The organism is Amycolatopsis sp. NPDC005003, assembly GCF_053600695.1.
Genome location: NZ_JBSGAI010000026.1, coordinates 135,035 through 147,714 on the forward strand (window position 1 = coordinate 135,035; position 12,680 = coordinate 147,714).

Below are 12,680 nucleotides of genomic sequence, written 5' to 3' on the forward strand. Positions count from 1 at the left end.
CCGGAATCACCGCGGCTTCGTCGGCGGCGTGGTGCCGGTCCGTTCGTCGCCGTAGCTCAGCCAGGTCCCGATCGGGGCGCGGTGCCCGACGCCCGGGCGGCGGTAGTCGCAGACGCCGTCAGGGAACGCCGCCCGCAGCCGCTTCCGCTCGGCCGCGGTGAAGGTGACCGGGTAGTCGCGGAAGTCCAGCGGCCGCAGCCGGCACTTCAGCACGTCGAGGGCCAGGCTCTCCCCCGCGACCATCCGGGTGTTGGCCGCCACCGGGTACTGCGCCCCGCACCGGCCGCTCGCCGGGTACGTCAGCGGCTCGGTGATCCGCGTCGTGGGCGACAGGTAGCACCCGTCGCCGAGGTCGCCCGGCCGGTTCGCCAGCACCTTCTGCTGCCGGCTGCGGTGGGAGCCGTCGGCGTCGATCGCGGTGAGCCAGCGGTCCATGGCGTCGAGTTCGTAGGCGCCGGCCGCCGCCGCTTCGGCCGCGGTGGCGTGGTTTTCGATGATGACCTGGTTGCCCGCGGTGCCGTTGGCGCGCAGAAGCCGTTGGCGCATCACGTAGGACCACTCGGTGGTGTGGATGTCGTTGCCGAACCCGGCGAAGTCGAGATCGGTCCGCTGGTCGATGATCGGCGTTTCCCGCAAGCCTTGCGACGCGGAGTTCAGGATGTCCTCGGCGTACACTGTGGCCAGTGCCCGTGGATCGGCCTCGATCCGCTGCGGCACCGGGGTTCCGGTGTGGTCGAGGCCGCCGATGGTGGCGTTGAGGTCCACGAACTGCGCCGCGGTGATCGTCCCGGCCGTCAAGGCGGCCAACCCGTACTGCACGCCGACCGTGTCCAGCGGGCTGCGCACGAACCCCGTCTCCGGGTCGCGTCCGAGCTGGTTGACCAGCTGCTCGTTCGAGTTGCACTTCACCCCGCCCGGATTCGTGACCGGGTCCCACCGCGCCGCGACCGGGATGGCCGCGTTGCAGCTGCCGGTCGCCGTGGCCCGGCTGGCGAACGTCTTGTCCCAGGAGACGCAGGTGTCGTAGCTGGCGAAGCCCGCGACCGCCTGCTTCTGCGCCGCGGTGAACGACGCGCCCGGCCCGGCGAAGTACCGCTCCAGCAAGCGGCAGTCCGACACCGGGCCGCCCGTGCTCAGCGGGTCCGGGAACGACACGCCGGGGATGATGCCGTCGACGATGCCGGGGTAGTTCTCCGCGATGTCGTACTGCTGGATCGCCCCGCCCGAGCCGCCCCAGCCGATGGTGTGCGTGACCGGGCCGTAGGTCTCGGCGAAGTGTTCCTTGACCATCATCGCGGCCTCGGCCGAGATGATCGGGCTGCAGTTGGTGTCGAGCACGTTCAGGGTCGAGGACGCGACCGCGTAGCCGCGGGCGAGGAACAGGTCGTTGACGACCCCGCCGGTCGAGGTGCCCTGGTGGTAGCCCGCGTTGCAGCCGCCGCCGAAGGTGTAGACCAGCTTCCCGTTCCAGCTGCCGTCCGGCTCGAGGGGCGACGGCGCGCCGTCGTAGAGCGCCGCCATCTCGTAGACGGCGCGGTCGATCGTGCCGCGCTCGACGCGGACGACGTACGGCACCGCGCGGCCGCCGACCGTGGCCGTCGCGAGGTCGGCCGGCCGGGACACCGGGTCCGCGAGCGGCGCGAACGTTCCCGCGGTGGTCCGGTACTGGTAACTCACCTGGGTCGGCGCGCTGCACGACGGCGGCGCCGCCGCGGGAAGGCCGAACGCCTGGGTCTCGCAGTAGAACGGACGCTGCTGGGCACCGGAGAACACCGGCCCGGTGATCGGGTGGTTGGTGACGCGCAGGTGGGCCTGCCGGTCCGGGCCGTGGCGGTCGCTCGTCGTGGCGCTCAGGTCGTTGACGCCGTCGCGCAGGCCGGTCACCAGGCCCAGCAGGCTGCCGTCCGGCTGGGCGCGGAAGCTCGAGGTCACGTCGTGGCCGTTCGCGCTGACGGTGACCCGCCGGTCCGCCGGGACGACCTTGACCAGGACCTGTCCCCCGCTGACGAGCGCGGGCCGCGGGTTCGACACCGTCTCGATCGCCGGTTGCCGCCCGGGTGCCGCCACCGCGGTCGCGGCCCCCGGCAGGAGCAGCGGCGCGGCCAGGGCCGCCACCACGACGGACGAGCGCAAAGCACGGTTCGCCACCAGACACTCCGCTCGCTAGTGGCACCGCGCCGTCGCGACACCAGGCTGCAGCGGGTATAGCACCTGCGGCCCGGCCGGAACAACATCCGGTTCCGCGTCGTCCCGGCCGAGGCCGGCGTCCTCTCACTTCTGCTTGTTCCGGCCGGCGAGGAGCCGCTCGAACGGTTTTGCGAGGGCCGAAACGACGGGCATGCCCTTGAAGAACACGATCATCTTGATCGGCCGGCCGTCGACGAACATCATGTCGAGGCCTTTCTGCGATGCCGCCGCGGCTTTGGCGCCGCGGGGGAACATCGTGGCCTCGTAGCGGGCGAGCGCGGTTTCGAGGTCGGGACCGGCGAGGATCTCCCGCGCCAGGTCGGCGCCGTCGATCAGGGCGATGTTGGCGCCTTCGCCCGCGAACGGCGACATGAGGTGCGCGGCGTCGCCGACCAGCGTCACCCCGGGCACCCGGGCCCAGCGCAGGCCGGTGGGCAGTGCGTGGATCGGGCGGGGCCGGATGGCGTCGTCGTCGCACTCGCGGATCAGGTCGGTCAGCGCCGGGGCCCAGCCGGGGTACTCGCGCAGCAGCCCGGCGCGAACGGATTCCGGGTCGTCCCAGTCGATGCCGCTGTCGGCGATCCAGTTCTCGGGGACGCGCAAGCCGCAGCCGAACGCGATGGTGTCCCCGCCGTGCCCGCCGATGTACTTGTTGTCCGACAGCGCGAAGAAGCTCCCCCGCCCGGTGAGCGCGAGCGCCTCCGGGTGCCGGGCCGCCGCGTCGGCCAGGCGCAGTTCGACCACGGTGATCCCGGTGTAGCCGGGTTTCACCGGGGTCAGCAGCGGCCGGATCCTCGACCACGCGCCGTCCGCGCCGACGACGAGATCGGCGGGTTCCACCGAACCGTCCGCGAACTCCAGCGCGTACCCCGCCGCGGCCGGCCGCGCGGCGACGACCTTGCGCCCCCAGGCGATCGTGCCCGGCTCCAGCGACTCGGCGAGCAGCTGCCGCAGTTCCGCCCGGCCGATTTCCGGCCGGCCGGCGCCGCCTGCCGGTTCGCGCCGGTCGACGTGCACCCGCCCGGTCCTGTCGAGCAGGCGCACGTCCTCGCCACCGACGTGCGTACGAGCGCGGAACTCGTCGTAGAGGCCCGCTTCCTTGAGCGCGATCTGCCCGGTGTCCTCGTGGATGTCGAGCGAGCCGCCCTGCCGGCGGGCGTCCGGCGCGGCGTCCGCTTCGTAGACGGTGACGGGGATTCCGTTCCGCTGGAGAATTCGCGCGCAGACGAGGCCGGCCGGCCCCGCGCCCACGATGGCGATCTTGCGTGTGGACATGCCGATTCACCCTTTCCCGAGGAAGAAAGCTTTTCCGTGGCCTGCGGAAGGTGCGCGCCCCTTGGCTCGGGCAACGCGGTGGCCACCCGGCGAACAGTAGGCTTAACGAACTCCGTTCGTCAACTTGACGAACGGGGTTCGCGAGAGCTATCGTTCACGGGTGTCCCAGCGTGATCCCTTCGGCGCCGCCGAGGTCGAGAGCCGTCGCAGAGCGGCGAAACCCCTCCTGAGCCGCGACGCGATCATCGAGGAGGCCCTACGCCAGATCACCTCGCCCGACGGGGTCATGAGCATCCGCAAGATCGCGAAGGCACTCGACACGGGCCCGGCCTCGCTCTACGCCCACGTCGACGACCTCGGCGAACTCCAGGCGCTGGTCCTCGACCGCGCGCTGGAAGCGGTCGAGGCCGACGAGGCGGGCGGCTCGTGGCGCCACCGGCTCGAACGGCTTCTCCGCTCCTACACCGAGGTCCTGATGAGCAGCCCGGCCGTCGCCCTGATGGCCGTCCGGACCACCGCGGTGGGGCCCAACGCGCTGCGCATCACCGAAACCCTCCTCGAGCTTCTCGCCGAAGCCGGTATCGACCGGGCCACCGCGGCCTGGGCCATCGACCTGCTGACCACGTTCGTCACCGCGATCGCGGCCGAACACGCACAGGGCCCGGCCCCGGGAGCCCCGGACGGCCCGGTCGCCCAGGCGATCGACCGCGCCCCGGCGGACGAGTACCCCCGCGTCCACGCCGCCCGCAAGGAGATCATGTCCGGCACCGGCGAAGAGAGGTTCGCGTGGTCGATCGACGTCCTCGTCCGCGGCATCCTCTCCCGCGCGCAGCCCTGAGCCCGCACCGCGCGACGGACTGACTGACCACTTCTTGTCCATTCGCCGGGACCGCTGCCCCTTGCCGGACACCGCGAACGAATCGGATACTGCCCTGATGGGCCGGAGGGAGCACCGCGGGACGCTGCTGCGCCTTGCGCTCGCCCTGATGACGTCGGATTCCCACAGCATGACCCGCGGCGAGCCGAACAGCGGCAAGTACGTCTACCAATGCCCGAACGACCACGTCCGTCGCCTGTCCCGGTACCGCAGGATCCCGCCGATGTGCGACGTGCCGGGGTGCGGTGAGCGGACGAAGTTCGTCACAGTGTCGGGAAGATCCTAGGGGGCGCCTGTGCTCAACGGGCTGGGTCAGCAGGTGGCCAAGCTGTTCGGCGGCCGGTTCAGCCTGACCAACCTGCTGCCGGTGACGGTGCTGGCCGCGCTGGTGTGGCTGCTCGTCGCCGCAAAGGCCTACACCGACGATCCGGCCGACCTCGAGACCGTCGTGCGCAACCTGGTCGGGCAACCCGTGCAGGCGGGCCTCGTGGTCTTCGGCATCGTGCTGGCCGGTGTGCTGCTGCGGCCGTTCCAGGTCGCGTTGGTGCAGTTCCTGGAAGGTTACTGGCGCAGCCGCGCGCTCGGCCTGGTGAAGGAAGTCGCGACCGAGCACCACCGTCGGCGGCGGGAGAGCGCCGAGATCGTCTCCGACGTCAAAGTACCGGGCGCGCAGGGCGGCTCGTTGGAAGCGGTCGTGACGCACGCCCACCGGCGCTGGCGCCTGGAGCGCACCCGCGATCGCGCGAAGCAGGTGCTCGACGGGTATCCGGGGCGGGAAGAACCCGTGATGCCGACGCACCTCGGGAACGTCCTGGCGGCCGGCGAGGACGCCGCCGGAAGCCGCTACGGGCTGCAGCTCAACGCGATCTCCGAACGGCTGTGGCCGTCGCTGTCGCCGGCGATCGCCGGTTCGGTGACCCGCAACCTCGAGGTGATCGACACGATGTGCGCCCTGTGCGTCGCGCTGTCGGCCGCGACGGCGGCGGCGCTGCCGGTGCTGTGGCACCCGAGCGGCTGGACGTGGATTCCGCTGGCCACCGCGGTCACGGCGGCGGTCGCCTACCGTGCCGCGCTGCGTGCCGCGACCGGGCACGCCCGGTTGCTGGCCGCCGCGGTGGACCTGCACCGGTTCGACATGCTGGCCGCGCTGCACTTCCCGCTGCCGCCCTCGGCCGCCGAGGAACTGAAGTTCAACGAGGAGCTGTCCACCTTCTTCGCCGCGACGGACGGTGCCCCGCTGGAGATCTACCCCGAACTCGCCGCCCGCTACGACCACCCTGCGGCGTCAGAGCCCGCGCCGGAGCCAGAGGAAACCACCTAGTCCCTGGATGTTGAGCACCACGCGGCGGGTGGCGGCCGGGTCCGGCGTGTCGAGCTCACCCTCGTACCGCATCCGCCGGGCCAGCTCGACCCGGCCCGCCTCGACGTGCCAGCCCGCGGGAACGCTGATCACCACCCGGCCGTACCAGGCCGTGATGTCGACGACGATGTTGTCGTTGTCCACGCCGGCCGGGTACTCCGCCGCGGCGAGATCGAGGTGAACTTCGCCGCCGAGGATGGCCCGGACCACGGACTTCGCCGGTGCGTAGTCGAAGATCCGAAGGTGCTTCCTGGTCGTCAGCACGGCGGTGCGGCGGCGGATGATCACATCGAGCGTGTGGCGCATGCGGCGGCGGGACAGAGCCACGGCCATGCCACCTCCCGTCACCGCGACCGCCGCGGTCTCGGCCAGGTTAGCCGCACTCACCCACCCGAAGACGACGCTCGCCGCGGCCAGGCCGCCGGCGGCGAACACCAGGAGCGTGACCGGCCCGGCGGCCGTGCCGGCCGGCATCGCCGCCCGCACGACCATCCCCACGGCGAAGACCACGAACAGCACCGGCAGGATGATCAGCGCGAGCCGGCCGGCCCGCCGCAGCTCGTCCGCGTCACCGACCGCCCACACCGTGCCGGCCACGGTGATGAGCAGCCCGGCCAGCACCCGAGGACGGCTGAGCACCGGCTCGTTGTCCATGCCCGGTGAGATAACACGACCCATCGGACGGGCGGCACACCGGGGCTCGGCCGGGGCGCCTCGACCGGAGGAGTCCCGCTGCTTTTCGGCGTACTTCTTCGCGAGCGCCGAGGCCGTTGCCGGCAGCCGCACGTCCGCCACGCAGATCGCGGCCATGGGGATGGGCCGCCTGACCCGCTCAGCCGCGCCGGATACCGTCGACCAGCTTCTCCCAGTTCCGGTACGCGATGAGCTCGCGGTCGGCACCGCTGATCGGCGCATCGTCCACAAAGGCCCGCGCGGACCCCGCACGCTCGCGGTTGAACGGGTGGTCGGAGGCGTACATGATCCGCTCCGCCCCCACCGTTTCCAGGCTCCACCGCAGGTACCTGTGGCTGGAGATCCCGCCGGGAGTGATGAAGACGTTGGTGCGGAAGTACTCCGCGATCGGGCGCCGGAGGTCGGCGAGGTCGTCCAGGACGGCGACGCGGTCGAGGTAGAACAACACGACCTCGCCCCAGTGCCCCAGGATGACCTGCAGGCCCGGGAACCGGTCGAAGACACCCGCGACGATCATCCGGAGGACGGTCAGGCCGGCGTCGTAGTGCCAGCCGAACGCGCCGGTGGCCAGCATGCTGTCCACCGGTTCGCCGAACCCGCGGTAGTACGCGTCTTCGACGGCCGGGACGGGCGCACGAGGGTGCAGGTAGACCGGAGCACGCAGGTCTTCGGCGGCCTCGTAGATGTCCCAGAACCCGGGCGCGTCCAGCGCACGGCCGCCCGAGTGCGCGTTCACCAGCGTCCCGGTGAACCCGAGTTCGGTGACCGCGCGCCGCAGCTCGTCGGCCGCGGCCGACGGCGCCGGGGTCGCCAACGTCGCGAACCCCTGCAGGCGCCCGGGCTGGCGCCGGATCGCTTCGGCGAGGCCGTCGTTGACGGCCACCTGCAGCGCGACGGCTTCCGCGGCGGGCAGGTTCTGCAGGCCGGGCGTCGTCAGGGACAGCACCGCCGTGTCGATCCCGGCGTCGTCCATGGCCGCGATCCGCCCCTCGCCGACGTCGAGCAGCGCAGGCGTGACGTCCCCGGCGAGCGCCCGCTTCATCATCGGCTCGGCCAGCCGCGGGTCGTGCCGCCTCCAGGCCTCGGCCACCTCGGCGGTGACGAAGTGCTCCTCCAACGCGTACAGCCGCATCGCCGATCCACTCCTCGCTGACTTGAACATTCAAGTCAAACTAGCGGTTCTCGCTTGAAGGTTCAAGTCCGACTGCCCGATCAGTACACTCCCCGCATGCCTGCTCCGAAAGATCCCGACGCGGCCGGGCCGCGCTGGCTCACCGACGACCAGCTGGCGGCGTGGCGCAGGTTCATGAGGCTCCTCCAGCGGCTGCCCGCGGCCCTGGACGTCCAGCTCCAGCAGGATTCGAAGCTCAGCCTGATCGAGTACTACGTCCTGGCGCACCTGTCCGACCAGCCCGGGCGCCGCCTGCGGATGAGCGAGCTCGCCGCCCTGGCCACCACGGAACTGTCGCGCCTTTCCCACCTGGTCCGCCGCCTGGAGAACCGCGGCTTCGTGTACCGCGAGCCCGACCCCGAAAACGGGCGCTACACGCTGGCCGTGCTGACCGAGGCGGGTTACGCCCACCTCGTCGACGCCGCGCCCGCACACGCGGCGCGGGTGCTGGAGCTGTTCGTCGACGCTCTCGGCACGAACGAGCTGCGGGTCCTGCACCGGATTTCCGGGAAGGTGCTCGACCGCATCGACCGCGAGCTCGGCCCGCCCGCGCCGGCCGGATGACCGGGCGCCGAGCCCCCTCGGCAGGGCTCGGCGAGGTCGCCGGCGGCGTCGGGGGCGGTCAGGACCGGCAGAGCAGCGCGTCCGGCGTCCGGCTCGAACCGATCCGGCCCGTGTAGGCGACGCCGGCGACGTACTCCCCCGGCGCGCACTGGCCCTTGTAGTTCCCGATCGCGAAGTCGCCACCGGGGTCGCCGGACGGCCGGTTGTCGCCGCGGTCGAACCACACCGTGCGGCCCGTGCGGCCCAGCGGTGCCACCGACCGGCCGCACAACACCGCCGAGAAGGCCGCGCCCTGGACGCTGTACCCGACGACGGCGTGGTCGGGCGGGCACTGCGTCTTGGTGTAGCCGGACGCCCAGTCGGTGTCGACATAGGTCTCGTCGCGCACGACCACGTACCCGGTGGGCGCGGGGAGCGTCCCGGTGCACAGGCCGCGGTTGCCGGTGTGGGCCAGGCCGGCGAGCCGCCGGCCGTCGGGGCAGACGCCCTTGCGGGCTCCGGGATTCCAGTCCGGCTGCGTGCGGACCTGGCGCGACTCCTGGAAGTCTGCGTAGTCGAGGTTCAGCATCGACCAGTGCTCGGCGGCCGGGATCTGCCCGGTGCGGGACGGCGCGGAGATCAGCCGCTGCCAGGCCGGGCCGCGCCAGTCCGTGCCGTCGAGCACGTCGATGCGGCGTCCCGCCGAGTCGTATTCGAGCAGAGCCCAGCCGTCACCGGAGCCGTTGGTCTGGAAGCCGACCGCCGGCCAGTAGGCGAAGTCCGTGTCGGTCTCGGACAGGTAGTTGACGAAGTTCTCGAAGAACGCGCGCGACGCCGGGTCGGTGGTGTTGCGGCCTTCGCCGAATTCACTGATCCACAGCGGCGCGGTGTAGTGCTTGCCGGTGTCGGCCGAGACGAAGAACGCCTGCCGGTACAGCACGTCCCGCAGTTCCTGGGGCGAGAGGTCGCGGTAGCGCGGGTCGTGCGTCTCGCCGATCCCGGTCGCGCCGGAGTGGTTGGGCCCGGTGTAGCCGTAGAAGTGCGCCGAATAGACGAGCTTGCCCGAGTCCACGAGCGTGTGCGACAGCGTCCGGGCGGGTTCCAGCGTCGGACGGCCGTGCGGGAAGCCGTCGATCGGCAGCCCGGTCCAGTTGATGCCCTCGACGAAGATCAGCAGGTCGCGGTTCGCCTCGGTGAGGATGCGGTCGGCGACCTGCTGGCTCGCGCGCTGCCAGTCGGTGTCGTTGCCCCAGCCCCAGTTGGGATCGTCGAAGGTGTTGCGGCGGACCTCGTTGTACAGGTCGGCGCCGACGACGCGCTTGTTCGCGGCGTAGCGGCGGGCCATGAACAGCCAGTCGTCCTGCCACTGCCGCTCGGGCTGCGCGGTGTTCCAGCGTTCGTTGCCGTCGAGCCCGCAGCACCAGCGCGAGGTCGTGGTGTGGTTGTTGAGGACGACGGCGAACCCGCGCGCGGTCAGCCGCTCGACGACGCGGTCGTAGACCTGCAGCGGAGTGAGGCCGCGCAGGTCCGGGTTGGCGGCCAGGTCCGGGACGGGCCGGGGGTCGTGGACCATCGCGTTGGAGAACTGCAGCCGCACGCTGTTGAGGCCCAGCCGCGCGAGGCCGTCGATCACGGTGTCGATCGACGCGCGGTCGAGCCCGAGCGGGGTCTGGTAGGCGATCTCGCCGGCGTGGTGGTTCGCCGGGTCGTTCACGTCACCGGAGCCGGTCCACGTACCGCTCCCCCCGTGCCAGTTGGCGGCCTTCAGCTTGAAGCGGTCACCGTGCGCATCGACGACGTACCGGCCGCGGGTGCTGAGCGGCCCGCTCCAGGGCGGCGGGTCCGCCTCGGCCCGGCCGACGGGAACGACGACGCCGGCGGTGACGAACAGGACGGTGAGCAGCGCAGCCGAGATCCTCACGCGAGTGAGTCAACCAACTCGCGGGCCACCGGGTAAGGGCCATAAGGAGGTCACGGGTCACCGGCCGGAGCGGCAGGCAACGTCACCTTGACATCGCCACTGTCCGTCAGGGAGTCAGGGCAATCGGCCTGCAAAGGAGAACTTGCCGATGAAGTAAACGGCTGCGGATCATCGATAAACCGCGCGTTCCAGGCCCGCAGAGAGGTTTGATCAATGCCCACGGACCCGATCACTGCACGGACCAGCAATTTCGTCGACAGCAGCGGTCTGGGCTCAGTGGTGCAGGCGGGAACAATTCAGCAGATGTCGGTCACCGGAACGAATCGCCAGTGGTCGGCGCCGGCCGTTCCCCGGCAGCTCCCGCCCGCCGTACCGGGCTTCACCGGCCGGCAGGAACAATTGGCGTTCCTGGACGCCCAACTTCCGGCGGAGGGCCGGCAACCCCGTCCGGAGGCCGTGGTGATCACCGCGGTCGACGGAACCGGCGGTGTCGGCAAGACAATGCTGGCTCTGCACTGGGCGCACAGGGTCGAACAGCAGTTCCCCGACGGAAGTCTTTTTGTCAACCTCCGCGGTTACGGGCCCGGAGAACCATTGTCACCGAGCGAAGCTTTGGAGGGTTTCCTGCACGCGCTCGGCGTACCGGGTGAGATGGTTCCCCCGGGCATCGAGAGCCAGGCCGCCCTGTACCGGTCTCTCCTCGCCGGCAAGCGCATGCTGATCGTCCTGGACAACGCCGGCACACCCGGCCAAGTCCGGCAACTGCTTCCCGGCAATCCCGGCTGCCTGGTCCTGGTCACCAGCCGGGCATCGTTGACCGGACTGGTGGTCAACACCTCGGCTCGCCGGATGGCCCTGGACCTCATGAGCTCGGACGAGGCCGGCAGCATGCTCAGGACCCTGATCGGCTCCGCATTCTCCGCGGCGGAACCCGGCCAGGTGGACGAACTGATCAGGCTGTGCGCGAGGCTGCCCCTGGCGTTGCGCATCGCGGCGGCTCGCCTTGCCGAAAGCGAACTCACCGTCGCCGACCTCATCGCCGAACTCGCCGACGAACGAACCCGCCTGGACACACTGAGCCTGTCCTACGACGAAGAAGTCGCGGTCCGCGCGGTGTTCGACGGCTCGTACCGCATGCTCGACGCCCCCACGTCACAGCTGTTCCGGCTGCTGGGCCTGATCCCGGGCCCGGACATCAGCACCCACGCCGCCGCGGCGCTCGCCGGGCTCGATCTCGCGGTCGCCCGGCGGCTGCTGGCCAGGCTGGCCACGACGCACCTGATCGAACCGGCCGGACGGCACCGCTACCGCATCCACGATCTGCTGCACAGGTACGCCGCCGAACAAGCCAACCTCGAGAACACCCCGGCCGAGCGGGTCGAGGCGGAACGGCGGCTGGTCGGCTGGTACGCGCAGCAGGTGGCGACGGCAAAGCTGATCACCCATCCGCCGTCGTCGGCAGGCTCTTTCCGCGAGCCGATCCCCGACGACCTGCCGATGTTGGCCTTTTCCTCGATCGACGACGTCATGGCCTGGTGGGACGACGAAGCCGCGAACGTGTCCGCAGTCCTCCGGTGGGGCTCGACGAACGCGGCGCTCCTCAAACTGACGGTCATGCTGCTGTACGGCGCTGCCGGGACCTTCACCCGCCGCGGCCGGTGGAGGGATCTCGTAGACGTCGTCGAATCGACCGTGAGCGCGGCGCAACGCAGCGGGGACGAATTGGTCGAAGCTCACTTGTTGTGCCAACTGGCCGAGTTTCTCTGGGACATGCCCGAGCGCGACGCCGGACGGGCCGTCGAGGTGGCCGAACGGGGGTTGGCGCTGGCTGAACGTTTCGGCGAGCCGTCACTCATGTCGTGGGCGCTCAACACCCTGGCGCTGATCAGTCTCACCCAGCGTCGATACGCCGACGCCGTCGGCTACCTGGACAGAGCTCTCCCGTTGAGCGCCGGATATCAGCGCGGGCGCATGGAGGGGGTCATCGAAGGCAACCTCAGCGACGCCCACGCCCATCTCGGCAACCACGAACAAGCCCTCCGGCACGCCGAACGGGAACGGATGCTGCGTGAAGAGGCCGGTGACCTGGAAGGCCTCGAACTCGCCTCCCCGCACCACTTCGCCTTGACGTACCAGCGCCAAGGCCGGCATGCCGAAGCCGTGGAGATCTGCAACGCCGCGCTCTCACAGCTCAACGAGCGGCGTGTCCACCCCAGGGGTATCGGCCGGCTCCTCGACCTCATGGCGGATTCACTTGTCGAGCTCGGCGATCACCCGCGCGCGGAGGCTTGCTGGGAGAAAGCGTTGGAGGTCTACGAGGTATTCGACCTCCCCCGCGCCGCCGAGATCCGCACGAACCTCCGAAGGGAACGATCCACCGGTCAAGGCCTGGCAGGCGGCTGACCATCGGATTTCGGCGCCGCGACGGGGCAGTGCACCGCCCGCACCACACCCAGCGCGGGCGGCCCGGCCGGGCGCACCGACCGAGCCGTCCTCACCGGAACCACCGAAGTGAGTCCGGCTCCGGCCGCACTCCACCCCAGCGGTGTCCGGCCGCTGTCAGGGCTTCTCGAAGTGCTGGTAATCGATCGGGGTGTCCCAGGAGCCGCCCCAGGTCCAGCCGCGTGAGGTGAACGCCCGCTCGGCGACGTCA

At 70.9% G+C, this 12,680-nt stretch carries 11 protein-coding genes; 5 read left to right on the forward strand and 6 right to left on the reverse strand.

Annotation, left to right across the window (positions count from 1 at the left end):
* Positions 1-6: 6 nt before the first annotated feature.
* Together ACWED2_RS28225 and ACWED2_RS28230 are read right to left on the reverse strand one after the other, a co-directional pair.
* Positions 7-2,148, reverse strand: a complete 2,142-nt coding sequence (locus ACWED2_RS28225; protein WP_449693524.1) for a DUF6351 family protein — start codon at positions 2,146-2,148, stop codon at positions 7-9.
* A 123-nt stretch (positions 2,149-2,271) separates the two neighbouring features.
* Positions 2,272-3,462 carry an FAD-dependent oxidoreductase gene (locus ACWED2_RS28230; RefSeq protein WP_449693525.1) on the reverse strand — a complete coding sequence of 397 codons (1,191 nt, stop codon included), beginning with the start codon at positions 3,460-3,462 and terminating at the stop codon, positions 2,272-2,274.
* A gap of 160 nt (positions 3,463-3,622) precedes the next feature.
* Here ACWED2_RS28230 and ACWED2_RS28235 point away from each other — a divergent pair, with 160 nt between their 5' ends.
* The 3 genes from ACWED2_RS28235 to ACWED2_RS28245 all read left to right on the forward strand — a co-directional run bounded on the left by ACWED2_RS28235 (position 3,623) and on the right by ACWED2_RS28245 (position 5,660).
* Positions 3,623-4,300: a TetR/AcrR family transcriptional regulator gene (locus ACWED2_RS28235; RefSeq protein ID WP_449693526.1), complete on the forward strand. Its 678-nt coding sequence runs from the start codon at positions 3,623-3,625 to the stop codon at positions 4,298-4,300.
* A 97-nt stretch (positions 4,301-4,397) separates the two neighbouring features.
* Positions 4,398-4,625 (forward strand): hypothetical protein, encoded by a 228-nt coding sequence (locus ACWED2_RS28240; RefSeq protein ID WP_449693527.1) that lies wholly within the window; start codon positions 4,398-4,400, stop codon positions 4,623-4,625.
* A 9-nt stretch (positions 4,626-4,634) separates the two neighbouring features.
* On the forward strand, positions 4,635-5,660 hold the full coding sequence (locus ACWED2_RS28245) for a hypothetical protein (RefSeq protein WP_449693528.1): 1,026 nt from the start codon (positions 4,635-4,637) through the stop codon (positions 5,658-5,660).
* On the opposite strand, the gene ACWED2_RS28250 is transcribed toward ACWED2_RS28245, so the two are convergent.
* Positions 5,625-6,353, reverse strand: a complete 729-nt coding sequence (locus tag ACWED2_RS28250; RefSeq protein WP_449693529.1) for a hypothetical protein — start codon at positions 6,351-6,353, stop codon at positions 5,625-5,627. The genes ACWED2_RS28245 and ACWED2_RS28250 overlap by 36 nt on opposite strands.
* 178 nt (positions 6,354-6,531) lie before the next feature.
* A complete protein-coding gene (locus tag ACWED2_RS28255) occupies positions 6,532-7,554 on the reverse strand; it encodes an amidohydrolase family protein (protein WP_449693530.1) in 1,023 nt (340 codons plus the stop codon).
* 66 nt (positions 7,555-7,620) lie between these two features.
* Between ACWED2_RS28255 and ACWED2_RS28260 the strand changes: the two genes are divergently transcribed.
* On the forward strand, positions 7,621-8,127 hold the full coding sequence (locus ACWED2_RS28260) for a MarR family winged helix-turn-helix transcriptional regulator (protein WP_449693531.1): 507 nt from the start codon (positions 7,621-7,623) through the stop codon (positions 8,125-8,127).
* A 58-nt stretch (positions 8,128-8,185) separates the two neighbouring features.
* Here the strand turns inward: ACWED2_RS28260 and ACWED2_RS28265 are convergent, their stop codons facing one another.
* Entirely contained in the window at positions 8,186-10,027 is a 1,842-nt protein-coding gene (locus tag ACWED2_RS28265; RefSeq protein ID WP_449693532.1) for a glycoside hydrolase family 5 protein, read from the reverse strand.
* Positions 10,028-10,240: 213 nt separating this feature from the next.
* Between ACWED2_RS28265 and ACWED2_RS28270 the strand changes: the two genes are divergently transcribed.
* On the forward strand, positions 10,241-12,430 hold the full coding sequence (locus ACWED2_RS28270) for an ATP-binding protein (protein ID WP_449693533.1): 2,190 nt from the start codon (positions 10,241-10,243) through the stop codon (positions 12,428-12,430).
* A 156-nt stretch (positions 12,431-12,586) separates the two neighbouring features.
* On the opposite strand, the gene ACWED2_RS28275 is transcribed toward ACWED2_RS28270, so the two are convergent.
* Positions 12,587-12,680 (reverse strand): M15 family metallopeptidase (locus ACWED2_RS28275; protein WP_449693534.1); only part of this gene is annotated, 94 nt, incomplete at its 5' end.

Excerpts from the sequence above, each read along its gene's own strand:
- ACWED2_RS28270 (WP_449693533.1), top strand. The coding sequence starts at position 10,241 with ATGCCCACGGACCCGATCACTGCACGGACCAGCAATTTCGTCGACAGC.
- ACWED2_RS28240 (WP_449693527.1), top strand. The coding sequence starts at position 4,398 with ATGGGCCGGAGGGAGCACCGCGGGACGCTGCTGCGCCTTGCGCTCGCC.
- ACWED2_RS28250 (WP_449693529.1), bottom strand. The coding sequence starts at position 6,353 with ATGGACAACGAGCCGGTGCTCAGCCGTCCTCGGGTGCTGGCCGGGCTG.
- ACWED2_RS28255 (WP_449693530.1), bottom strand. The coding sequence starts at position 7,554 with ATGTTCAAGTCAGCGAGGAGTGGATCGGCGATGCGGCTGTACGCGTTG.
- ACWED2_RS28260 (WP_449693531.1), top strand. The coding sequence starts at position 7,621 with ATGCCTGCTCCGAAAGATCCCGACGCGGCCGGGCCGCGCTGGCTCACC.
- ACWED2_RS28230 (WP_449693525.1), bottom strand. The coding sequence starts at position 3,462 with ATGTCCACACGCAAGATCGCCATCGTGGGCGCGGGGCCGGCCGGCCTC.